The sequence below is a fragment of the Caballeronia sp. LZ029 genome, assembly GCF_031451275.1.
Classification (GTDB): domain Bacteria; phylum Pseudomonadota; class Gammaproteobacteria; order Burkholderiales; family Burkholderiaceae; genus Caballeronia; species Caballeronia jiangsuensis.
Genome location: NZ_JARUXO010000003.1, coordinates 207,804 through 229,835 on the forward strand (window position 1 = coordinate 207,804; position 22,032 = coordinate 229,835).

At 63.3% G+C, this 22,032-nt stretch carries 20 protein-coding genes; 10 read left to right on the forward strand and 10 right to left on the reverse strand.

Features of this window, described 5'->3' with window-relative positions:
- Positions 1-27: 27 nt before the first annotated feature.
- Positions 28-1,128: a hypothetical protein gene (locus QCE73_RS20305; RefSeq protein WP_309883291.1), complete on the reverse strand. Its 1,101-nt coding sequence runs from the start codon at positions 1,126-1,128 to the stop codon at positions 28-30.
- A gap of 264 nt (positions 1,129-1,392) precedes the next feature.
- Here QCE73_RS20305 and QCE73_RS20310 point away from each other — a divergent pair, with 264 nt between their 5' ends.
- Positions 1,393-2,346 carry a D-2-hydroxyacid dehydrogenase family protein gene (locus QCE73_RS20310; RefSeq protein ID WP_309883292.1) on the forward strand — a complete coding sequence of 318 codons (954 nt, stop codon included), beginning with the start codon at positions 1,393-1,395 and terminating at the stop codon, positions 2,344-2,346.
- A 9-nt stretch (positions 2,347-2,355) separates the two neighbouring features.
- Here the strand turns inward: QCE73_RS20310 and QCE73_RS20315 are convergent, their stop codons facing one another.
- Both QCE73_RS20315 and QCE73_RS20320 read right to left on the reverse strand, forming a co-directional pair.
- Entirely contained in the window at positions 2,356-2,916 is a 561-nt protein-coding gene (locus QCE73_RS20315) for a TetR family transcriptional regulator (protein WP_309883293.1), read from the reverse strand.
- A gap of 49 nt (positions 2,917-2,965) precedes the next feature.
- Positions 2,966-3,397 carry a hypothetical protein gene (locus QCE73_RS20320; RefSeq protein ID WP_035505592.1) on the reverse strand — a complete coding sequence of 144 codons (432 nt, stop codon included), beginning with the start codon at positions 3,395-3,397 and terminating at the stop codon, positions 2,966-2,968.
- A 179-nt stretch (positions 3,398-3,576) separates the two neighbouring features.
- Between QCE73_RS20320 and QCE73_RS20325 the strand changes: the two genes are divergently transcribed.
- Positions 3,577-4,686, forward strand: coding sequence for a peptidyl-alpha-hydroxyglycine alpha-amidating lyase family protein (locus QCE73_RS20325; RefSeq protein WP_187604516.1), 1,110 nt, complete (start codon positions 3,577-3,579; stop codon positions 4,684-4,686).
- A gap of 76 nt (positions 4,687-4,762) precedes the next feature.
- On the opposite strand, the gene QCE73_RS20330 is transcribed toward QCE73_RS20325, so the two are convergent.
- Positions 4,763-5,686, reverse strand: coding sequence for an AlkA N-terminal domain-containing protein (locus tag QCE73_RS20330; protein WP_309883294.1), 924 nt, complete (start codon positions 5,684-5,686; stop codon positions 4,763-4,765).
- A gap of 159 nt (positions 5,687-5,845) precedes the next feature.
- Here QCE73_RS20330 and QCE73_RS20335 point away from each other — a divergent pair, with 159 nt between their 5' ends.
- On the forward strand, positions 5,846-6,013 hold the full coding sequence (locus tag QCE73_RS20335) for a hypothetical protein (protein WP_309883295.1): 168 nt from the start codon (positions 5,846-5,848) through the stop codon (positions 6,011-6,013).
- Between the two features lie 13 nt (positions 6,014-6,026).
- Here QCE73_RS20335 and QCE73_RS20340 read toward each other — a convergent pair whose 3' ends face one another.
- On the reverse strand, positions 6,027-6,389 hold the full coding sequence (locus QCE73_RS20340; RefSeq protein ID WP_309883296.1) for a hypothetical protein: 363 nt from the start codon (positions 6,387-6,389) through the stop codon (positions 6,027-6,029).
- Between the two features lie 90 nt (positions 6,390-6,479).
- Positions 6,480-7,229 carry a GntR family transcriptional regulator gene (locus QCE73_RS20345; protein WP_187604311.1) on the reverse strand — a complete coding sequence of 250 codons (750 nt, stop codon included), beginning with the start codon at positions 7,227-7,229 and terminating at the stop codon, positions 6,480-6,482.
- Between the two features lie 164 nt (positions 7,230-7,393).
- On the opposite strand from QCE73_RS20345, the gene QCE73_RS20350 reads away from it, so the two are divergent.
- The 7 genes from QCE73_RS20350 (at position 7,394) to QCE73_RS20380 (ending at position 17,371) form a co-directional block, all read left to right on the forward strand.
- A complete protein-coding gene (locus QCE73_RS20350) occupies positions 7,394-8,614 on the forward strand; it encodes an aminotransferase class V-fold PLP-dependent enzyme (RefSeq protein ID WP_309883297.1) in 1,221 nt (406 codons plus the stop codon).
- A complete protein-coding gene (locus tag QCE73_RS20355; RefSeq protein WP_309883298.1) occupies positions 8,611-9,375 on the forward strand; it encodes a 2-keto-4-pentenoate hydratase in 765 nt (254 codons plus the stop codon). The genes QCE73_RS20350 and QCE73_RS20355 overlap by 4 nt, the downstream gene beginning before the upstream one ends.
- A 54-nt stretch (positions 9,376-9,429) precedes the next feature.
- Complete coding sequence (locus QCE73_RS20360) at positions 9,430-12,468, forward strand: FAD-linked oxidase C-terminal domain-containing protein (protein WP_309883299.1); 3,039 nt, start codon at positions 9,430-9,432, stop codon at positions 12,466-12,468.
- 253 nt (positions 12,469-12,721) lie between these two features.
- Positions 12,722-14,011: an MFS transporter gene (locus QCE73_RS20365; protein WP_309883300.1), complete on the forward strand. Its 1,290-nt coding sequence runs from the start codon at positions 12,722-12,724 to the stop codon at positions 14,009-14,011.
- 95 nt (positions 14,012-14,106) lie between these two features.
- Entirely contained in the window at positions 14,107-14,889 is a 783-nt protein-coding gene (locus QCE73_RS20370; protein WP_309883301.1) for an enoyl-CoA hydratase-related protein, read from the forward strand.
- Between the two features lies 1 nt (position 14,890).
- Positions 14,891-16,129, forward strand: a complete 1,239-nt coding sequence (locus QCE73_RS20375; RefSeq protein ID WP_309883302.1) for a CoA transferase — start codon at positions 14,891-14,893, stop codon at positions 16,127-16,129.
- Positions 16,130-16,222: 93 nt separating this feature from the next.
- A complete protein-coding gene (locus QCE73_RS20380) occupies positions 16,223-17,371 on the forward strand; it encodes a DSD1 family PLP-dependent enzyme (RefSeq protein ID WP_309883303.1) in 1,149 nt (382 codons plus the stop codon).
- Here the strand turns inward: QCE73_RS20380 and QCE73_RS20385 are convergent.
- The 4 genes from QCE73_RS20385 to QCE73_RS20400 all read right to left on the reverse strand — a co-directional run bounded on the left by QCE73_RS20385 (position 17,368) and on the right by QCE73_RS20400 (position 21,990).
- Positions 17,368-18,417 (reverse strand): FUSC family protein, encoded by a 1,050-nt coding sequence (locus tag QCE73_RS20385; RefSeq protein WP_309883304.1) that lies wholly within the window; start codon positions 18,415-18,417, stop codon positions 17,368-17,370. The two genes, QCE73_RS20380 and QCE73_RS20385, sit on opposite strands and share 4 nt — an antisense overlap.
- Positions 18,418-18,627: 210 nt before the next feature.
- Positions 18,628-18,813, reverse strand: coding sequence for a hypothetical protein (locus QCE73_RS20390; protein ID WP_035505719.1), 186 nt, complete (start codon positions 18,811-18,813; stop codon positions 18,628-18,630).
- A 145-nt stretch (positions 18,814-18,958) separates the two neighbouring features.
- A complete protein-coding gene (locus tag QCE73_RS20395; protein WP_309883305.1) occupies positions 18,959-20,176 on the reverse strand; it encodes a c-type cytochrome in 1,218 nt (405 codons plus the stop codon).
- Between the two features lie 74 nt (positions 20,177-20,250).
- Complete coding sequence (locus QCE73_RS20400; protein ID WP_309883306.1) at positions 20,251-21,990, reverse strand: methanol/ethanol family PQQ-dependent dehydrogenase; 1,740 nt, start codon at positions 21,988-21,990, stop codon at positions 20,251-20,253.
- Positions 21,991-22,032 lie beyond the last annotated feature (42 nt).

Consider the following 22,032-nt stretch of genomic DNA (forward strand, 5'->3'; position numbering starts at 1 on the left):
CCGGCCTTCGTATTCACCGATGCCCGCTTATGCCCAGTGAGCGGGAATCCAGAAGCGGCCGACCCAATGGCCCGGGATCAGGACCGCGCGGTGCGGCACGACATAAACCACCTTCGCGGGCGGCGGCGGCGCGACATACACCGTCTTGACCGGAGCCGGGGCCGGCGCGACCACCACCGTCTTGACCGGAGCCGGGGCCGGTGCGACGACCACCGTCTTGACCGGAGCCGGGGCCGGTGCGACGACCACGGTCTTGGCGGGCGGCGGCGGAGGCGGCGTGACCACGACCGTCGACGAAGCCGGGGGCGCTGCGACTACCACGGTCGTCGAAGACGGCGGGGGCGGCACGATCACCGGCGCGGCCACGACCGTCGTCCCGGTGACGACCGGCGCGGTGGCGACCACCGTCGTGCTCGACGTGACCGTGCCGCCGCCGACGACCGTCGTGCTATGCGAGCCGTTCGTGACCGTCGCGGTGCCCGAGGTCGTGACCACGCCCGGCGCTACGCTCGTCGCGCTGCCCGAATGCGCCACCGTGCCGCCGTTCGCCGTGTTGACGGTGCCGGAGCGGTTGCACGTGTAACCCGCGCAGTTGGTCGATGCGGAGTGCGTCGACGTGTTGCCGTTGGGCCCCGTCACCGAGCCCGACGACGAGTATTGTCCGGGCGCCGTGCGCGTCACGGTATCGCTGCCGGTCGCGGTCTTGCCGTTCGGGCCGGTCGCGCTGCCGTTGTGCGTGCAACTGCCGCCGGCGCAGCTCGTGTCGCCTGCGTGCTGCACCGAGCGGCCGTTCGGGCCGTAGGCGGTGCCGGAGTTGGAGAACTGGCCGGGCGCGGTGCGCGTCACGGTGCCGGAGTTGGTGCCGACGCGGCCCCACGGATTTTCGACCGCGCCCGCATGCGAGCAGCTTCCGCCGCCGCAGGAACCGACGTGCGCGCCCTGATATTCGCCGCGGCCGGTGTAGGCTGTGCCGCCGCGCGCCCAGCCGGCGAAGGCGGAGCTGCTGCACAGCGTGAGGGCGGCGGCGGCCGCGACGACCAGCAACTGGCGCACGCGGCGCTTGCTGGAATTCGCGTCGGAGGCGGAAGCAACGCGGACGTTTGAAGCGAAAGTCGATCTGTTTTTCACGGGATGTCCTTCTCGGTTCTCAAGGCCACGTTGCGTTTCGTGTGGCGACGGAAGTGACTATAGAGAAGGGCTCGCGTGAAGTCCCGCGGTAACTTATTTCACGCCATGTCACGCATTCGGAGATGGCGCGCGGGCTTATGCAGCAAGGCTTTGCCGGGTTTCATGGAGGCTCGCCGAGGCCGCGCGCGACATAAATTAGCGCATTGCGTCACACTGGCGGCTGCCGCTCGATCCATTCGTAATAACATATCCGACGAAACCATCATGGCCACATCCGATCCGATCAAGGTCGCCGTTCTCGACGACTATCAGCATGTCTCGCTTTCCATGGCCGACTGGTCGCCGCTCGACGGACGCGCGACGATCACCGTGTTCAACGATCACATCGCCGAACGCGACGCGCTGCTCGAACGCCTGCGCCCCTTCGACGTCGTGTGTGCAATGCGCGAGCGCACGCCGTTCTCGCGCGACATCATCGACCATCTGCCGAACCTGAAGCTGATTGCGTCGACGGGCGCGGCCAATGCATCGATCGATCTCGAAGCCGCGGCCGCACGCGGCATCGAAGTGCGTCACACGGGCTACGCGTCCACACCGACGATCGAATTCACGTGGGCGCTGATTCTCGCGATGATGCGCAACATCCCCGCCGAAAACCGCTCGCTGAAGGAAGGCGGCTGGCAGGTGGGTCTCGGCACCGAACTGGCGGGCAAGACGCTCGGCCTGCTCGGGCTTGGGCGCGTGGGATCGGCGGTCGGCGTGATCGGCCGCGCGTTTCGCATGAACGTGATCGCGTGGAGCCAGAACCTCACGCGCGAGCGCGCCGAAGAAAAGGGCGTGCAACTCGTCGACAAGGACACGCTCTTCAGGACTTCCGATGTGCTCTCGGTTCACGTGCGGCTGAGCGAGCGCACGCATCATCTCGTCGGCGTGAAGGAACTCGCGCAGATGAAGCCGACGAGCCGTATCGTGAACACGTCGCGCGGGCCCATTGTCGATAGCGCTGCGCTCGTCGACGCGTTGAAATCGGGCAGGCTCGCGGGCGCGGCCATCGACGTGTACGACGAAGAGCCGCTCGCTGCGAACGACCCGCTGCGCGCGCTGCCGAACGTGCTGGCGACGCCGCATATCGGCTATGTATCGGAGGAGCTGTATCGCACGTTTTATGGCGATACGGTGCGCAATATCGTCGAATGGCTCGACGCGCGCAAGGCGTGATCGTCCTGCTTACGAAGGCTTCGACTGGTCGGGCAGCAGCGAGAACAAGGTTTCGATTGCGCTGCTCGCGCGGCGCTTGCCGTCCGAGCGGCCCATCGCGAGATCGATGACCGCAAGCCCGACGACGAGCGCATGCACCATCGCCACATGCTCTTTCGTCACGGCGAGGCCCATTGCTTCGAGCATGCGCGTGATGCGCACCGCGACGCCGTCCGCGAGTTCGCGAAAGAGGCTGCGGATGGTCGGCTCTTCGTCGGCGGCTTGCGCGAGCGCCATCAGCACGCGGGTGTTCTCGTGGCGTATCGCGACATTGGCGATGGATGCCGCCGTGACCTTGGGCGACGCTTCGCCCGCGAAGGCATCGACGGCGGCGAGCTGGCCGTCGATCGCGGTGCGCGCGACGGCTTCGATCAACGCGAGACGCGTCGGATAATAGTACGTGAGATGACTCTGACGCACGCCCGCGCGCGCGGCGACGCGCGGTTGCGTGAAGCCCGAATAGCCTTCTTCGCGCAGAGTGGCGAGCGCGGCTTCGAGTATGGTTTGACGACGATCCTGCACGGGGCGCATTCCGGATTTTGGTTGATTTACCAAACCTTAGCGCGAGCGATGCACGACGTCAACCTCGTGAATTGTTATACGAAGGCGGTTGCGGATTGTTTGCGGGGTTCGTGTCGAGCTTGCGGATATCGATGATCGCATCGCTCGCGAGTAACCGAAGCGCTTCCTCCAGTGCATCGGCGAGCGCCTTGTCATAGACTTCGTCGCCATTCACATAGAGCGTGAACGCTTCGAGATACTTCGCCTTTTTAGCGGGATTTTCGATGGTTTCGCGCGTCCACCGATAAAGCGGATAGTGCTCGATGCCATCGCGCTCCGCCTGCGCCACGTAGTCGGCGAAGGCGTCGTACTGGCATTTCAATTGGGCAGCGTGCCTGATGAGCACTCCGTTGATCGGCGCGAGCTTTTCGCTCGCAGGGTCTTGACGCGCCAGAGCCGCGTATTCGGGCGCGAGCCGGATTCGAACTTGATATTGCCAGGATTCGGTCATGATGTCCTTTCAGCATTGAAAGCGGTAAAAGCACGCGCATGTGAATAATGCGATTCATGCACTACACTTCCTCTCGCATCGCGAAGCAAGCCGACCATCGATGTTCATCATTGCAGGCGACGAACAAGAGGAGGGTAACAGTGAGTCTTCGACACTCGATGTACTGCCCATGTTGCGACATGACGCCAGGCGCTGCAAGCCGCCGGCGCTTTCTGATGCTAGCGGGCCAGAGCGCCGCCGCGCTCGCGCTCTTTCCGCATCTCGCTTACGCCGACAACGACGTGCCGGCCATTGCCTACGACTCCGTTCCCGATCCGGTGCGCTTGCCGCGCGACGTGTATTTCGGCGAATGCTCCGGCGTCGCGCTCAATTCGGCGGGACATATCTTCGTGCTTTCGCGCGGCAATAGCATCGGCCCCGCATATGGCGCGGCCGCGGCGCAATTGCTCGAATTCGATCGCAACGGACGTTTCGTGCGCGAGATCGGCCATAACCTTTATGCGTGGTCGTTCGCGCATACGGTCAAGGTGGATCGGCAGGACAACGTGTGGGTAACGGACAAGGGCTCGGACATGATCATCAAGTTCACGCCCGAAGGCCGTGTCGCGATGGTGTTCGGACGCAAGCAGGAAGCATCGGATGAAGACACCGCGCCGCTCAAGCATCCGAATCCGCCGTTGCCTTCGGAGCCCGGCCGCTTTCGACAAGTCACGGATGTCGCTTGGGATGCCGCGGGCAACACGTACATCAGCGACGGATACATCAATTCGCGCGTCGCGAAGGTCGACAAGGACGGCAACTGGCTCAAGTCCTGGGGCGAGCGCGGCAAGGAGCCGGGCCAGTTCCATACGCCTCACAGCATTGCCGTCGACAGAAGTGGCCTGGTCTATGTCGCCGATCGCAGCAACCGGCGCATTCAGGTCTTCGACGGAGAAGGGAATTTTCAGCGGCAATTCACGATCGACGTGCCCGTGCCGCCTGATGCGCGCCCGGCTATCGGCAACATGCCCGATGAAGCCGCGATCGCGGCGGGCACGTTTGCGCCGGGATCGCCGTGGGCCATTTGCATTTCGCCGGGTCCGACTCAGTTCCTGTATTCCGCCGATGCATTTCCCGGCAGGATCTACAAGTTATCGCTCGATGGAAAACTCTTGGGCGTGCTCGGTCGATCGGGCAAGCAACTGAAGCAGTTCGGATGGATTCACGAAATGGCGTGTCCGGCGGAGAACACGTTGTTCGTCGCGGAATTGCTCAACTGGCGAGTGCAGAAGCTCGTACTGCATGGATGAATGCGGCATCGCTTCCCGGCATTTTGCATGCATACGGAATGCACGCAACATGCGATCGCGGTAAATGCATGCGATATCAGCCGCCGCGCGCAAGTCCCGTTTCCATCGCCACGCCGTTCCACAGGTGCATCGCCGCATAGGCGCGCCACGGACGCCAGCGCTCGGTGCGCGCGCGCTGCTGGGCAGGCTTCGCAAGCGACGGATCGCGTCGCGCGATCGCCTGCATGAGAACGAGATCGGCGTCGGGCCACGCGTCGGGATCGCGTAGCGCGCGCATCGCGACATAGCCGACGGTCCACGGCCCGATGCCCGGCATCGCGAGCATGTCCCGTTTCAGCAGTTCGATGTCGGCGCCTGGTTCGTCGAGCGGCAATGCGCCGGTCGCCACCGCGTGGGCGAAGCGTTGCACGGTCTCGATGCGCTTCGTCGGCATGCCGATCTTCTCCAGGTCGGCTGCGGCGAGCTCGGCGGGCGTGGGAAAGCGCCACGCGGTGCCTTCGTGCGGATGGCCCGCGATCTTTTTCCCCGCGCGCTGCACGATGCGGTTCGTGATCGTCGATGCGCCTTTCACGCTCACCTGTTGCCCGACGATCGTGCGCACCACGAGTTCGAAGCCGGACCACGCGCCCGGCACGCGCAAGCCCGGCGCGGCCGCGACGAGTGGCGCGAGCACCGGGTCATCGCCGAGGCATCGGGCGATTTCGCGTGGATCGACATGCAGATCGAACATGCGCGAGAGCGGCGCGGCGAGCGCATCGGCGTGGCGCGCCACGGCGCCCTCGACGTTCACGACGAGCCGATGCCTGCTTTCGTGCCGCGTGACTTCGATGGTGCCGTCGTCGCCTTGCCATTCGATCGCGCGCCGATACACGCCGTCTTCAACCGACTCGACGCCCGCGGACGCCCGCCCGGCGATGAATTTCAGCATGCGCGTCCAGTCGAAAGGCCGCTTGAAGGGCAGTTCGAGCGTGGCGTTCGATACATCGATGGTTGAATGCATTTTGAATGCCGTACGCGCGATGGTCGATTGCATGCCGATCTTACTCCGGCGGCTTACATGATCGCCGCGCGCCGATGCTCACTCTTCGCTAACTTTCGGCGGCCACAATGCCTCACATCGACAGCAACGATTCAGCGACAACAGCCAAAGGAGCCGAACATGAACGCCATCTCGATCAGCATCGCCGCCATCGTCATCACCGCCGCGCTCGCGGCCATCGCACCGGTCACGCATTACACGCAGCATGAAATCGCCATGCTCAGTGCGCATGCGGCGAGCACACGCGCCGAGGTTCAGCTCGGCACGGGCAGCGGGCTGACGGCCTGATCGATGCGCGCGATCACTGACGCCGCGCGAGTTCCATCGTGCTCGCGTTCAGCATCTGTCTGAATTCTGGGTCTTGAGATAGGGTCTGTCGCGCGCTCGTGACCAGTTGCGGACGGCGGTCCCATTGATCGGAACGCACGACGCAGCGCGCGAGGACATCACTGTAGATGGGACGAAGCCCTTCGCGGTCGTGCACCGCGGTCAGTCGGGCGATGCGGACTTTCTCGTCACGCGTGAGTCCGCGCGTGAGACAGTCGACAGTCTGGCGGTCCATGGCGGCCTGCGCATTGTCGAAGTCCGAAGAGTGATAGAAGGTGATGCCGGTAATGACGAGCACCACGCCGAGCGCGATGCATGCCCCTCGAATTCTGGTCAACGTTTTCCCCGATAGAAGGCTCTGGCGGCCCTGGGCCGGTATCGTATCCCATCTTCCGAGAAATCGCGTGACCGTTCTATTCTCTAGCGCTCATCCACCGTCGACTTTGTTCGTCGCACGCTTTTTCTGCGTCGCGGGTTTCACCGTCGTCAGCGTGCGCTCGGCGAGAACCGCGTCGCGCTTGGACAGCAAGTGCTTGCGCAGGATCTCGCCCATGCGCCTGCCGTCGCGAGTCTCGAGCGCCTCGATCATCTCTTCGTGATCGCGAATGGCGCTGTCCCACTTCGGCGTCTGGAAGTTCGAACGAAAACGCAGCGCCATCAGCCGCCGGTTGATCGACACATAGGTCTGACGCAAGGCGGTATTGCGCGCGGCTTCGTTGATCTTGTCGTGAATGGCCTGGTTGCGGCTGTAATAGCCCGAGAGATCGTTCTGCGCGCGGCACGCGAGCATCGCGTAATGCAGCGCCTTGATCTCCGCGATCTCCAGCGGCGTGATGCGCTCGCACGCCAGTTCACCCGAAAACGCTTCCAGCCCGCTCATCAATTCGAACATCTCGCGAATCTCGAACTCGCTCATCTGCGATACCGATGCGCCCCGGTTCGGCGAAATCTCGATCAGGCCTTCGGCGGCCAGCACCTTCAGCGCCTCGCGAAGCGGCGTGCGCGAAATGCCGAGCGTCTCGCATAGCTTGCGTTCGTTGAGCTTCACGCCCGGCGCGAGCAAGCCCTCGACGATGAAGCCGCGCAAGTGATCGACGACGGTGTCGTGCAGGCGCAGCCGCTCGACCTTCGGCAGTGACGAGGAAACGTGCGTTTCCGGAAAATCGGGATTTTGCATTCAATACCTCTGATTCCATTTGCGGCAATTTTAACCCAGCGCAAGCGGAAAAAACCGCCAGCGGGTTATCCCTAGGCCGTTCGGCCTATGTATTCCTTTACGCGCCTCGATCGCTGCGTTATTGTATTTTGCATTCAAAATTACATTTAAGAGGACGCGGACTCATGTTCAAGCTCGACTTCCATCCTGCTGGCCGTCACTTTCTGCAGATTCCTGGGCCGAGTCCGGTCCCCGATCGCATTCTGCGTGCAATGAGCTATCCGACGATCGATCATCGCGGCCCCGAATTCGGCGCGCTCGGATTGAAGGTGCTCGACGGCATCAAGAAGGTCTTCAAGACGAGTCAGCCGGTGGTGATCTATCCGGCATCGGGCACGGGCGCATGGGAGGCGGCGCTCTGCAACACGCTGAGTTCCGGCGACACGGTACTGATGTACGAGACGGGCCACTTCGCGACGCTATGGAAGAAGATGGCCGAGAACCTCGGGCTCAAGCCGGAGTTTCTGGGTTTGCCTGGCATCGACGGATGGCGGCGCGGCGTGCAGGCCGACATGATCGAGAAGCGCTTGCGCGAAGACACGCAAGGCGTGATCAAGGCCGTATGCGTGGTGCATAACGAAACGTCGACGGGCGTGACGTCCGATATCGCCGCCGTGCGGCGCGCCATCGACGCCGCGAAGCATCCTGCGCTGCTGATGGTGGACACGATCTCGGGTCTCGCGTCGGCGGATTATCGTCACGACGAATGGGGCGTGGACGTCACGGTCTCCGGGTCGCAGAAAGGCTTGATGCTGCCGCCCGGAATCAGCTTCAATGCGGTGTCGGAGAAGGCGCGCGAGGCGTCGAAACGGGCCACGCTGCCGCGTGCATTCTGGGACTGGACCGAGATCATCGAGATGAACAAGCAGGGTTACTGGCCTTACACGCCGAACACGAACCTGCTCTACGCGCTTTCGGAAGCGCTCGACATGATCCTCGGCGAAGGGCTCGATAACGTGTTCGCTCGCCATCAACGGCTCGCGGCCGCGTGCCGCTCGGCGGTCACCGCATGGGGACTCGAGATTCAATGCGCCGATCCCGCCGTGTATTCGCCGGTGCTGACGGGCGTGATGACGCCCGAAGGCGTCGATGCCGATGCGGTGCGCAAGCTCATCTACGAACACTTCGACATGTCGCTCGGCACGGGGCTCGGCAAGGTGAAGGGACGCATGTTCCGGATCGGCCATCTCGGCGATTGCAACGATCTCACGCTGATGGCCGCGCTCTCCGGCTGCGAGATGGGATTGAGGCTCGCGGGTATCGAAGTGAAGGGCAGCGGTGTCGCGGCGGCGATGGACTATCTGACGAGCCACGTCGCGAAGCCCGCGCTGAAGGCGGCAGCATGAGCGCCGTGTTCGACGCGGACGCGCTCGCACGGCTTTTTGTCGAGGCCCGCGCGCATCGGGCGAAGCTCGACGTGTTGCCGGAAGGCGCGCGCCCGCAGAACGCCGATGAAGCCTACGCAGCGCAGGAAGCGACGTTGCGTGCGCTGAACGCGGACATCGGCGGATGGAAGGTCGGCGCGAAATCGCACGATGGCCCGATTCAGGGCGCGCCGCTTCCTGCCGATGGCACGCATGATTCCGGCGCGCGTCTCTCGATGCATGCATTCGGCAAGGCCGGGCTGGAACTCGAAGTCGCGTTCAGGCTCGGCCGGCGCTTCGAGCCGGGCAGCGGTCCCTATAGCGATGAAGACGTGTTTGCCGCGATCGAGTCGGTGCATGCCGCGATCGAAGTCGTGGCGAGCCGTTTCGCCGCGTGGCCCGATGTCGAGAAGCCCTGGCAACTCGCCGACCTGCAGAATCATGGCGCGTTGATCGTGGGCGATGGCGTGCCCTACGACGCGGCGTTTCCTTTCGTGTCGCCCGCGATGACGTTCACCTTCGACGGCGCGCCGCTCTTTCAAGGCGCTCCCGCGAACCCTGCGGGCGACCCGCGTCGTCTGCTTGCCTGGACGGTGAACCACAGTGTGTCGCGCGGGTTTGCCGTCGAGCGCGGCACCGTGCTCACGGCGGGCTCGTACACCGGCCTCGCATTCCCCGATGCGCCCGGCACGGCTGTGGGCAGCATCGAAGGCTTGCCTGCCGTCGAATTGCATTTCGCATAACGCATTCATAAGGCCACGAACCGCACAGCGCTCTGGCACTCACCGACAGCGACGATGCTCAATTCCCCTACAGACCGGCTCGTCAAGCCGATTCATTTGATGCCCGCTTCCGCGCGTGCGCGGCCCGGGTCCACGCCGACGCCGCTGCAGGCGCGACTGCAACGCGAGCTGAAAGGCGATGTGATGTTCGATCGCGCATCGCGCGGGCGCTACGCCACCGATGCGTCGATCTATCAGATCATGCCGCTCGGCGTCGTCGTGCCGAAGGATCAGGACGATTTACGCCTCGCATTGCAGATTGCACGCGACAGCCACGCGAACGTGCTCGCACGCGGCGCGGGCACCAGTCAGTGCGGGCAGACGGTCGGCGAGGCGCTCGTCATCGACACGACGAAGTGGCTCAACAACATCGTTCATTTCGACAAGGATGCACGCACGGTCACGGTCGAACCGGGCGTCGTGCTCGATCATCTTAACGCGTGGCTCAGACCGTATGGCCTGTGGTTCCCGGTGGACGTTTCGACGAGCGCGCAATGCACGATCGGCGGCATGGCGGGCAACAACTCGTGCGGCTCGCGCTCGATGGAATACGGGATCATGGTGCATAACGTCGATGCGATCGACGCGATCCTCGCCGATGGTCACGAAGCACGCTTCGGCAAGCTCTCAACCATGACGAACGATGCACGCGTACGCGATCTCGTCGACGGCGTGCGTGGTATCGCGCTACGCGAGCAGCAGGAAATGCGCGAGCACATCCCCAAGGTGCTCCGGCGCGTCGCAGGCTACAACCTCGATCTCTTCGATTGCCAAAGCCCGCTCGCTTTCAGCGCCGACGGCGAGCCGAATCTCGCAAGTCTGCTTGTCGGTTCGGAAGGCACGCTTGCGTTCAGCCGTCAACTGACATTGAAGCTCGCGCCGCTGCCCGCGCACAAGACGCTCGGCGTGGTGAACTTCCCGAGCTTCTACGATGCGATGGATATGACGCAGCACATCGTGAAGCTCGGACCGGTCGCGGTGGAACTCGTCGATCGCACGATGATCGATCTCGCGATGTCGAATCCCGCCTTCCGCCCTGTGATCGAAAAGGCTTTGGTCGGCGAGCCGAAAGCGATCCTGCTCGTCGAGTTCGCGGGCGCGGATCACGATGCACAAGTCGCGAAGCTCGCGCAACTCGTCGAACTGATGAGCGATCTCGGCTTGCCCGGCTCGGTCGTGCAGATGCCCGACGCGGGTCCGCAAAAAGCGCTGTGGGAAGTGCGCAAGGCGGGCCTCAACATCATGATGAGCATGAAGGGCGACGGCAAGCCGGTGTCCTTCATCGAGGATTGCGCGGTGCCGCTCGAACATCTGGCCGAGTACACGAGCCGGCTGACCGAAGTCTTCAGGCAGCACGGAACCGAAGGTACGTGGTATGCGCATGCGAGCGTCGGCACGCTGCATGTGAGGCCGATTCTCGACATGCGCCGCGACGGGGCCATCAAGATGCGCGCGATCGCGGAAGAGGCCGCGGCGATGGTGCGCGAATACAAGGGCGCATTCTCGGGCGAACACGGCGACGGCCTGTGTCGCGGCGAATGGGTTGCGTGGCAATACGGCCCGCGTATCAATCAGGCCTTTCGCGAGATCAAGCAGCTCTTCGACCCGGAGAACTGCTTGAGCCCGGATCGAATCGTCACTCCGCCGAAGATGGACGATGCGCGCAACTTCCGCTTTCCGCCTTCTTATCGCGAGCGCGCGATGACACCGCGGCTCGACTGGTCCGCATGGAACGTGACGCGTGATCCATCGACGGGCGAAGAGGGCGCGGCGGGATCGGGCGGCGATCTGTCGGGCGGACTCGCGAAAGCGGTCGAGATGTGCAACAACAACGGTCATTGCCGCAAGTTCGATGCTGGCACGATGTGCCCGAGCTATCGCATCACGAAGGACGAGCAGCATCTCACGCGCGGCCGTGCGAACACGTTGCGGCTCGCGTTGTCGGGACAGTTGGGCGATGACGGGCTCGCGAGTCAGGATGTGAAGGACGTGCTCGATCTGTGCGTGTCGTGCAAGGGTTGCAAGCGTGATTGCCCGACAGGCGTCGATATGGCGCGCATCAAGATCGAGGCGCGCGCCGCATGGACCGAACGTCATGGCCTGCGCTTGCGCGAGCGATTGATTGCGTTCCTGCCGCGCTATGCGCCGTATGCGAGCCGCCTGCCGGCGCTGTCGAACGCGTTCGAAGCAAATATGCCGGGCGTTGCACGCTGGCTCAAGTCCAGGCTCGGCCTCGCGCCGCAGCGAATGTTCCCGCGCTTTGCAAAGCCCTTCCTCACCGATGCGGCCAGCAAACCGGTTGCATCTGCGACTAACGAAGTTCTGCTCTTCGTCGATACCTTCAACAACTACATGGAGCCGGAGAACGCGCGGGCCGCAAAGCGCGTGCTCGAATCGGCCGGCTACACGGTTCACCTGAACATCAAGGCGGGCGAGCGGCCGCTGTGTTGCGGACGCACGTTCCTCTCGGCGGGTCTCGTCGATGAAGCGAAGGCCGAAGCGCGCCGCGCGCTCGATGCGCTCATGCCGTATGTCGAACGTGGCGTGGCGATCGTTGGACTGGAACCGTCGTGCCTGCTCTCGTTGCGCGACGAGTTTCTCGGATACGGCTATGGCGATAGCGCTCGCGACCTCGCGCGCGTGTCGTTTCTGTTCGAGGAGTTCCTCGTGCGCGAAGAGGCGGCAGGGCGCTTGCGACTGAAGCTGAAGGCGCTGGATCGATCGAAAGCGTTGCTGCATGGCCATTGCCACCAAAAGGCATTCGATGCCGTGCGCCCCATCGAGAAAGTGCTCGGCTGGATTCCGGGGCTCGAAGTGAAGACGATCGAATCGTCATGCTGCGGCATGGCGGGCAGCTTTGGCTATGAAGCGGAGCACTACGCCGCATCGCAGGCGATGGCGGAACTGTCGCTATTGCCGACCGTGCGTGCGGCACCTGATGCCCTGATCGTGGCGGACGGCACGAGTTGCCGTCATCAGATCGCGGACGGTGCGCAAAGAGAAGCGCTGCATGTCGCTCGCGTCCTCGCGATGGCGCTCGACGCAAAGGATTGACGACGGCAGGACCAGAGTTTCATTCACCGAAGCAAAACAGCGGACAGCAAACGAGCCGCGACCCAGGAGACAAGCGATGACATCACCGCGCAAACCACGCATTCGCAAGCTGCGCCGCAGAACGCAATAAGCGGGCTCATATCGAGCCGCTGTCCTCATCCGACGTACCACGCGAAGTTCCGCATGCCGTGACATCGGGCGCCTTTCGAAAAGCGAAGGCGTCGCGCGCACGCACGCGGCCAACAAGGAGACGATGATGTTCCGTCGAGCCACGACGCGCGTTCTGTTACTGCTATGCGCGATGTATTTCATCACCTATATCGACCGGGTCAATGTCAGTACCGCGGCGGCCCAGTTCGGCGCGGAGCTTGGCCTCTCGCACACGCAGGTCGGTTTTGTGTTTTCCGCCTTCGCGTATCCGTATCTTGTGTTCCAGATCATCGGTGGATGGGTAGGCGACCGTTTCGGTCCACGCCGCACGCTCACGCTATGCGCGATCATCTGGGCGGGCGCCACCGTGCTGACCGGTCTCGCGGGCGGCTTCGTGTCTCTGATCGTGGCGCGCGTGCTGCTCGGACTCGGCGAAGGCGCGACCTTTCCGACCGCCACGCGCGCGATGTCCAACTGGATGCCCGCCGACCAGCGCGGATTTGCACAAGGTATTACGCATGCAGCATCACGTATCGGTAATGCGGTGGCGCCGCCGCTCATCGTCTGGCTGATGGTCGCGACGAGCTGGCGCGGCGCGTTCATCATCACCGGGATCATCAGTTTTCTGTGGGCGCTGGCGTGGGTCTTCTACTTCCGCGACAACCCGCGCGATCATCCGCGCATCACGGAAACCGAATGCGCGACGCTCGCGACATACTCGGGCGTGAAGCAACGCGCGCCGGTGCCGTGGCGCACGCTGCTCGGCCGGATGGCGCCCGTCACGGCCGTGTATTTCTGCTATGGCTGGGTGCTGTGGCTCTTTCTCGGCTGGATTCCGCAGTACTTCCTGCATAGCTATCACATGCAGCTCGGCAAGTCGGCGCTATTCGCATCGGGCGTGTTCTTCGCCGGCGTGCTCGGCGACTGGCTCGGCGGTTCACTCACCGACCGCATCCTGAGAAAGAGCGGGAATGTGCGCCTGGCGCGCAACGTGATGGTCGGCGTGTGCATGCTGCTGACGCTTCTGTCGCTCACGCCGATCATGCTGATCTCAGACATCTCGATCACGCTCGCGGCGGTGTGTCTCTCGGCCGGCTTCTTCTTCAATGAGATGACGATCGGCCCGATGTGGTCCGTGCCGATGGACATCGCACCGAAGCACTCGGGCACCGCGTCCGGCATCATGAATTCCGGCTCGGCGCTGGCGGCCATCATCAGTCCGGTCGTGGGCGGCTGGCTGATCGACCGAACGGGCAACTGGAATTTGCCGTTCACGGTGTCGATGATCCTGATGGCGGTCGGCATCATCCTGTCGTTCACGATGCGCCCGGACCGCACGCTCGAAACCGACGAGGAAAAGAAGGACCCGGCAGACGCGCGCAAGTTCGTGTAATCGGGTGGTGGTGGCGGCGGTTCAATGCGTTTTGCATGCATTGAACCGTATCGGATAACGCATTCAACATTCTGCATTCAATTCGAGGAGGCGATGTGGCGGAACCATCCATCCTGATCGAGCGCGATGGCGATATCTCGACGGTCGTGATCGACCGGCCCGAGAAGCTCAACGCGATGACCAAGCCCTTGTGGCGCGCGCTCGGCGAGACCATCGAGAACCTTTCCAGCGACGATACGGTGCGCTGCATCGTATTGCGTGGCGCGGGCGAGAAAGCGTTTTCGCCGGGCAACGATATCGGCGAGTTCCGCACGGATCGATCGAATGTCGAACAGGCGCGCGAGTACGGCGCGATCATGCATCGCACTTTGAATGCATTGCGCCAGTGCCGACATCCGATCGTCGCGATGATTCATGGCATCTGCGTCGGTGGCGGACTCGAGATCGCGGCGATGTGCGACCTGCGCATTTGCGGCGAATCGAGCCGCTTCGGCGTGCCCATCAAGAACCTCGGCCTCGTGATGGCGCATGCGGAAATGGAAGGGCTCGTGCGTCTCGTGGGCCCCGCCGTCGCGCTCGAAATTCTTCTCGAAGGACGTATTTTCGATGCAAAGGAAGCGCTCGCGAAAGGACTCGTCACGCGCGTCGTCGCGGATGGCGAAGTGACCGCGCACACGTATGAAACCGCGCGGCGCATCGCGGACGGCGCGCCGCTCGTCGCGCGCTGGCACAAGCAGTTCGTGCGCCGCGTGATGGACCCCGCGCCACTCACCGACCAAGAGCGCGACGAAGGCTTCGCATGCTTCGGAACCGAGGACTTCCGCACCGGCTATCAGGCCTTCCTCGACAAGATCAAACCGCAATTCAAGGGACGTTGACATGGCAGACACGAAACCGGCGGCCGCGCCCGGCGCGGGGCCGCTTGCAGGCATGCGCGTGATCGAGCTTGCACACATCATGTCGGGGCCGATCTGCGGGATGATGCTCGCGGACATGGGCGCCGATGTCATCAAGGTCGAAAAAATTCCAAACGGCGATGATTGCCGGCGCTTCGCGCCGATTCTCCCGAGCGGCGAATCCGCATCGTTTTTGATCGTGAACCGCAACAAGCGCGGCATCGCCCTCAATCTGAAGACGGACGGCGGCAAGGATGTGCTCAGCAAGATGCTCGCGAGCGCGGATGCGGTGACGGAGAACTACCGGCGCGGCACGATGGAAAAGCTGGGCATGGGCTACGAAACGCTCAAGTCGGTGAACCCCGGCCTCATCTACTGCGCGATTTCGGGTTACGGCCGCAGCGGGCCGATGGCCGACAAGGGCGGCTTCGATCTCATCGCGCAGGGCATGAGCGGCCTGATGAGCATGACCGGCGAGCCGGGACAGGCGCCGATCAAGGCGGGCTCGCCCGTCACCGACATCAACGCGGGCATCCTGGCGGCGCTCGGCATCAGCGCGGCCTATGCCAGAAAGCAGACGACGGGCCTCGGCCAGATGGTCGATACGTCGCTCTTCGAAGCCGGCCTGCAACAGATGTACTGGGCCTTCGCGAACTACTTCGCGGACGGCACGGTGCTGCCGAAAGCGGGCTCCGCCAATCCGACGAGTGCGCCGTATCAGGCGTTTCGCACGCGCGACGGCTGGATCAACATCGGTGCGGCGAACCAGCGTAACTACGAGCGGCTCGTCGGCGTGTTGAACATTCCCGGCCTCGCCGAAGACGAGCGCTTTCAGACCAATGCGGGTCGCCTGACGCATCGTGAAGCGCTCGTCGAGATCCTGAGCGCGCGCCTCGTCGAGCGGACCACCGACGAGTGGCTCGTCGCTTTCGATGAAATCGGTCTGCCGAGCGGCGCGGTGCTCGGCGTGCCGGAGGCGTCGTCACATGAGCAGGCGATCGCGCGCGGGATGATCGTCGAGACCGAACATCCACTCGCGGGTCCGATCCGCGGCCTCGGTTTGCCGATCCATTTCTCCGAGGGATCGACACAGGCTTCGCGTCCCGCGCCGCTTCTCGGTCAGCACACAGCCGAGGTGCTCAACGAATACGGCTTCGACGATGCGCGTATTCAGGCGCTCAAGGATGAAGGCGCGATCCTCGAAACGGAAGTTCCGGCATGACGTCGACTTCACGCGTACCGGTTTTATGCATTCGACATGCAAAATTCAGCGCTATGATCGATGCCTGATCCCGCTTCATCGACACGACTCGCCATGACCCTCGCACCTCCACCCGCCGCCCGCGTGGGCGACCCGCTCGCATCCGTCGCCACGCCTTCCCTGACGATCGATCTCGATGCCTTCGACGCCAATCTCGCGGCGATGTCGGCGTTCGCCGCACGGCATGGCGTCGCGTTGCGTCCGCATGCAAAGGCGCACAAGTCCAGCGAGATCGCCAGGCGTCAGATCGAAGCGGGCGCGGTCGGCGTGTGCTGTCAGAAGTTGTCGGAGGCCTATCCGTTCGCGGCGGCCGGCATCGCGAGCATTCATGTGAGCAACGAGTTCGTCGGCGTGGACAAACTGGCCATGGCGGTCGAGTTGGCCTCGCATGTGCGCCTCTCGGTTTGCGTGGATGCGTTGCCGCAAGTGCATGCGCTCGGCGACGCGGCAAAGCGTGCGGGCGTGTCGATCGATGTGCTGCCTGAAGTCGATGCCGGGCAACATCGCTGCGGCGTGACGAGCGAGGACGCGCTGCTCGAGCTCGTCGACGGTATCGCGTCGCAGAGCGTGTTGCGCTTCGCGGGGATTCAGGCGTATCACGGCGGCATACAACATGTCGCCGACTGGGCCGCGCGCAAGAACGAAGCAAACCGCGCCGCCGACGTAGCGGCACGCTACGTGCAGGCGCTCGATGCACGCGGCGTGCGTTGCGGCATCGTGACGGGCGGCGGCACCGGTACCGTCGAGTTCGATGCCGCGAGCGGCGTCTTCACCGAGCTGCAACCCGGCTCATATCTCTTCATGGACGGCGACTATGGCGGCATTGGCTGGGGCGGCGAGTCACGCTGGCGTCACAGCCTTTTCGTACTGTCGACCGTCATGAGCGCGACGCGGCCCGGCATGGCCGTGTGCGATGTCGGCCTCAAAGGGCTCGCAGTGGATTCAGGCTTGCCGCGCAGCGTGCACTGGCTCGACGCGAAGGGCGATCCGGCGCTGACCTATATATCCGCCAACGACGAGCACGGCATGTTGCAGGCGCAGCACGAGCCCGACGGCGACTTCGCGGGACTGGTGGGCAAGCGCGTTCTATTGCCGCCCGGACATTGCGATCCGACCGTGAATCTCTACGACGAATACGTGTGCCATCGCAATGGCCGCGTAACGGACATATGGCCTATCGATGCGCGCGGTCTTTCACGCTAGGCCGATGACTCCTTGAGCGGATAGATCGTCGCGATCAACGCATCGAGATCCGCGACGATCAGGCCGACGACGAACTGCGCCACTTCCTGCGCGCCATGCGTCGCCTCCTGCTTCGCGAGGATGTTCTTGAGTTCGATCACGGTGGAGCGTGCGCGCGCGAGTTTCGTATCGTCCTGACGATTCGATGCAAGAACGCTGGCGAGCGTCTCGAATAGCGACTGCAATTCGCGGCCCGTTGCGCCGAGCCGTGCCGCGCAGGTCTCGCGATCGAGACGCGACACCGCCTTCGCGAGAAAGAGCGCATCGCTATGCAGACGCCGCAGAAAAGGCGCGGCCTTGTCGATGGCATCCGAGCGGCGATTCTGCACCAGCACGATGATGTGCTCGCGCTCGGCTTCCTTCAACGCATCGTCGAACGCTTTTTGCGCGTCGGTGCTTTGCTTTTCGAGGCGCGTCGCGCGTGCTTCGTCCTGTTCGCCGGATAGATACAGCCCGATCAACTGACCGATGCTCTTCAAGGTATCGGCGACGCTGGCATGTGCCGACGTGAGCGCGCGATTCGGCCAGAGCGCCGCCACGACGAACGACGATGCCGCGCCGATCAGAATCTCCAGCACGCGATGCATGGGCCGTTCGAAAGGCGAGCCCGGTCCCGCCGGAATCAGCACGACGATCACGAGCGTCACACACGCAAGCCTGAACGCGGGACGCTTGGCGCTCAACGCGGCAAGCGGCAGGAGCGCGACGGAGAAGACCGCGAGCGGCGGCGCGCCGCGCTCCATCGCGACGATACCGAGCACGCCCGTCACCGCACCGATGAATGCGCCGATGATCTGATCGCGAGCGGTATCGACGGCTTGCGTGAGGCTCGGTTGCGTCACGATGACGAGCGTCGTGATGAGCGCCCAATAGCCTTCGGGAAGCGCCGCGAGCCGCGCGGCGGCGTAGCTGATCGCGCAACTCATCAGCGTACGAAGGAGGCGTCTTGCTTCCGGTGCGCCGAAGAAGGCGCGCACGCGTCGTCGCGTGCGAGTGATCGCTGTCATGCGGTTTCGTTCGGTGATGAAGCGGAATGATCGGCGAAGACGCGACCCATGCGCGTGCTCGTGCTGCATTATGCCAATGCGCACGGCGCGAAATGAAAGATGTGAGGGATGAAAAGAAACAAGGCGGCGCGCATGCTCCGTGTTACCGAGCATGCTGCCGCCCTTGTGCCGCGACGTACCGAAGTCTCGACGAAGCGTCAGGGTGTGTCGTCAGGTGAGCATCGGCACCGCTTCGATCAGCGCAAGCCCGAGTAGCGCCCCGATGGCTGCGCTGATGAGCTTCGGATGCCAGCGATCCAGATGCAGCGCCGTGAGCAGCGCGCCGATCAGGATGACGCCGAGCAAAGCGAAAACGACGACAAGATAGCCGATTTCAAACTCGTTATTGATAAGCACGACGCTGGCCTCCCGCCGGCTGGAACCGGCTGACTTGCGCATTGCGCCGCGCTGCGGCCCAGGTCAATCCGCCCGCGCGACAATTCAATTATATATCACGTTGTGACGTATTTAAAGTTGCGCGGCGAGCGTCCGCATGGCTAACTCATCGTGCAGGCCCGGCGTTGAGCGGCAGTTTCGACGCACGCGCGCTGTCCGCCGTCATCTTCGCGCCGCCGGGCTTGTAGCCGTTCGACATCAGCAGGAAGGCCATGATGTCGGCATAGTCCTGATCTTTCATCTTGCCGGGACGATCCGCGGGCATGTTGGTCGTCATGTAAGTAAAGATGCCGCCGACAGTAAGGTGCGAATTCGACGGAGGCGCGAATGCAGGACCTTGCAACGCAGGCGCGGTCACGCCCTGGAGCTGCGCGCCGTGGCACTTCGCGCATGAACTCGAATAAAGCGTCTTGCCGTGCGTGGTTTGCGCCTGTTCGAACGATGGCGGCTCGACGCCACCCTCATTCGCGACCTTGATGAAGCGGCCTGCGCGCGTTGCGTTGGCATCCGCGAGCATGATGCCCACACGCACGGACGATGCGTGCGATGGCTCGTCGAGATAGCGCATTGCCGACGCGGTCTGCGAAGGCAAGGCCCATTGCTTCGTCAGCGCCTGCAAGCGGCCATCGTTGGTCATCGACGTGAGCGCATCGTCTATGCGCGTGCGCAACGCGGCGGTCCTTGCGCCGAACGCGAAGGTCAGTTGCCAGTCCGCATACGGTGAATCGGCGGTCGCGACCGTGAAGCTGTGCTCGGGATGCGCCACGCGATACGCGACGACTGCGGGATACCATACGATCGCGCGTTGCGCGCGTCCGTTCGCCACCGCTTCGACCGTCGATGCCGACGTGTTTTCCAGATCGAGCGTCACGTCGTGTTGTTGCACGGCGATCAGTTGCGCCGGGCTCGCATAGGTCGCGGCGACCGTGCGCTTCGCGGCGTCCTTCAGATCCGCGCCGGGTGTTTCGATGCTGACATAGCCCGCGCGCAGATAGCCGCGCGAGAATTGCATCTTGCCGCCGGATGCATCGGCGACGGTGGAACGTGGAAAGCCCGCAATCACGTCGCAATCGCGCGCGAGTGTCTTGTCGAGTTCCGTGAGCGACACGCCGTCGTCGTCGCCCTCTCCGATGCCGTTTGAAACGATCGTCGCCGCGATGTTGGCGCGGGCGAAGACAGCCTGCGCGACGCTGCGATCCAGCGCCGCCGACGGGCTGCCGGGAAACGTGCAGATCTTCACGGCGGCATCGGAGGCCGATGGCGCGAGCGCGATGCATGCGGCCAGCATGCCCGCCGCGCGAATGGAGTTGAGAGGATGATTCATGTCGAAGCGTCCGGTGATGACAGTGAGCACCGCAAGCGCGCGATGACGCGAGCTCGCGGTCCGATCAGATTGGGTCAGGTGCGATTCAGCGCGAACACATAGAGCGTGCCGCCGCGCGGGACCTTGTCCGCGGCTTTCGCCATCGGTCCGCCCCAGATCGGATTCGCGCCGCCATAGCCCGCGAGAATGGCGACGTATTCCTTGCCATCGATCTCATATACCGAAGGCTGCGCGATGATGCCGCTCGCGAGCTTGGGGCTTTGCCACAAGACCTTGCCGGTCTTTTCATCGAACGCATAGAGATGGCCGTCGAGCGAGCCGCTGAATGCGAGACCGCCCGCAGTCGTCGCGACGCCGCCGTTCCAGGGCAGCTTGCTCCAGTGGCTCCAGACCTTCTTGCCGGTATCGACATCGATGGCCTGCAGTTCGCCATAACCTTTGCTGCCCGGCTCGGGCTTGATCTCGAAGCCTTCGCCGAGATAAGGCAGACCTTCCATGTAATTCACCGACTTGCCCGACAAGGACATGCACGCATGCAGGGCCGGCACGATCGCGAGATGCGTTTGCGGATCGTATGACACGGACCACCAGTTCTTGCCGCCCAGAAAGCTGGGACATGTTTCGATAGTCGTGCCTGTCTTCGGATACTTGGCTGCATCCTGAATCGGCTTGCCATCGTCCGTATAACCCGTGACCGATGTCGCGGTGACGAAAGGCCGCGCATAGATCAGCTTGCCGTTGCTGCGATCGATCGCATGGAAAAAGCCGTTGCGGTCAGCATGAATGATTGCGTCGTAGTCCTTGCCCTGATACTTGATGTTCGCGAGCACGGGCGTGTTCACGCCGTCATAATCCCACGTGTCATGGGCCGTATATTGATAGTGCCACTTGAGATCGCCTGTCTTCGGATCGAGTGCGAGCAGAGAATCGGAGTAGAGGTTGTCGCCGGGACGAAGATCGGCGAGCCACGGTCCCGGATTGCCGACACCCCAATAAAGCGTCTTGCTCGCCGCGTCGTATGTGCCGGTGAGCCATGCGGGCGCGCCGCCATGTTCCTGCATGCCGTCGGGCCATGTATTGCCGCCGGGTTCCTTCGCGCCAGGCACCGTATAGCGCTTCCAGAGCACCTTGCCGTCATTGGGATCGAGTGCCGCGATGAAGCCGCGGGCGCCATACTCGCCTCCTGAACTGCCGACGACGAGTGCGCCATCGAGCGCGAGCGGTGCAAGCGAGAACGCATAGCCGACGCCCGGATCGAACATCGCCTTCTTCCAAACGAGCGCGCCTGTTTGCGCATCGAGCGCCGCTACTTCGCCGCTCAACATCGCGACGTAGACATTCTTTCCGTATAACGCGACGCCGCGATTGACTACATCGCAACATGCGGTCTTGAACGATCTCGCATCGAGATTCGGCTCGTATTTCCAGAGCTGTTTGCCCGTCGCGGCATCGAATGCATAGACGTTGTCCTTGGGCGTCGTCACGAAAAGAAAGCGCCCGTTGACGATGGGTGTCGCTTCGAAGCCCTGTTGCAGGTCCTTCGGAAACTTGTAGCTCCATACCTGCTTCAGGTTCTTCACATTGCTCGTGTCGATCTGCTTGAGCGGCGAATGACCATGACCGTTATACGTGCGGTAGTACGTGAGCCAGCCTGGATCATCCTGTGCGCTCGCGAGCCGCTCATAGCTGACATCGGGATACTGCGTCGGCGTGGTGCTCGCCGCGATGGCCTGATGCTGCGCTACGCTGAATGCGGCAACGGCGCCTGCTGCAATGGCCGCGATGCGCAATGCCGGACTGAAGCGAATCTTCATCGTTGTCTCCTGGGTATTGTCGATGCAACTTCTTTTTGAATC

Coding starts and splice junctions, on each gene's coding strand:
- QCE73_RS20310 (WP_309883292.1), top strand. CDS start 1,393: ATGGCCACATCCGATCCGATCAAGGTCGCCGTTCTCGACGACTATCAG.
- QCE73_RS20315 (WP_309883293.1), bottom strand. CDS start 2,916: ATGCGCCCCGTGCAGGATCGTCGTCAAACCATACTCGAAGCCGCGCTC.
- QCE73_RS20320 (WP_035505592.1), bottom strand. CDS start 3,397: ATGACCGAATCCTGGCAATATCAAGTTCGAATCCGGCTCGCGCCCGAA.
- QCE73_RS20325 (WP_187604516.1), top strand. CDS start 3,577: ATGACGCCAGGCGCTGCAAGCCGCCGGCGCTTTCTGATGCTAGCGGGC.
- QCE73_RS20330 (WP_309883294.1), bottom strand. CDS start 5,686: ATGCATTCAACCATCGATGTATCGAACGCCACGCTCGAACTGCCCTTC.
- QCE73_RS20335 (WP_309883295.1), top strand. CDS start 5,846: ATGAACGCCATCTCGATCAGCATCGCCGCCATCGTCATCACCGCCGCG.
- QCE73_RS20345 (WP_187604311.1), bottom strand. CDS start 7,229: ATGCAAAATCCCGATTTTCCGGAAACGCACGTTTCCTCGTCACTGCCG.
- QCE73_RS20350 (WP_309883297.1), top strand. CDS start 7,394: ATGTTCAAGCTCGACTTCCATCCTGCTGGCCGTCACTTTCTGCAGATT.
- QCE73_RS20355 (WP_309883298.1), top strand. CDS start 8,611: ATGAGCGCCGTGTTCGACGCGGACGCGCTCGCACGGCTTTTTGTCGAG.
- QCE73_RS20360 (WP_309883299.1), top strand. CDS start 9,430: ATGCTCAATTCCCCTACAGACCGGCTCGTCAAGCCGATTCATTTGATG.
- QCE73_RS20365 (WP_309883300.1), top strand. CDS start 12,722: ATGATGTTCCGTCGAGCCACGACGCGCGTTCTGTTACTGCTATGCGCG.
- QCE73_RS20375 (WP_309883302.1), top strand. CDS start 14,891: ATGGCAGACACGAAACCGGCGGCCGCGCCCGGCGCGGGGCCGCTTGCA.
- QCE73_RS20380 (WP_309883303.1), top strand. CDS start 16,223: ATGACCCTCGCACCTCCACCCGCCGCCCGCGTGGGCGACCCGCTCGCA.
- QCE73_RS20385 (WP_309883304.1), bottom strand. CDS start 18,417: ATGACAGCGATCACTCGCACGCGACGACGCGTGCGCGCCTTCTTCGGC.
- QCE73_RS20395 (WP_309883305.1), bottom strand. CDS start 20,176: ATGAATCATCCTCTCAACTCCATTCGCGCGGCGGGCATGCTGGCCGCA.
- QCE73_RS20400 (WP_309883306.1), bottom strand. CDS start 21,990: ATGAAGATTCGCTTCAGTCCGGCATTGCGCATCGCGGCCATTGCAGCA.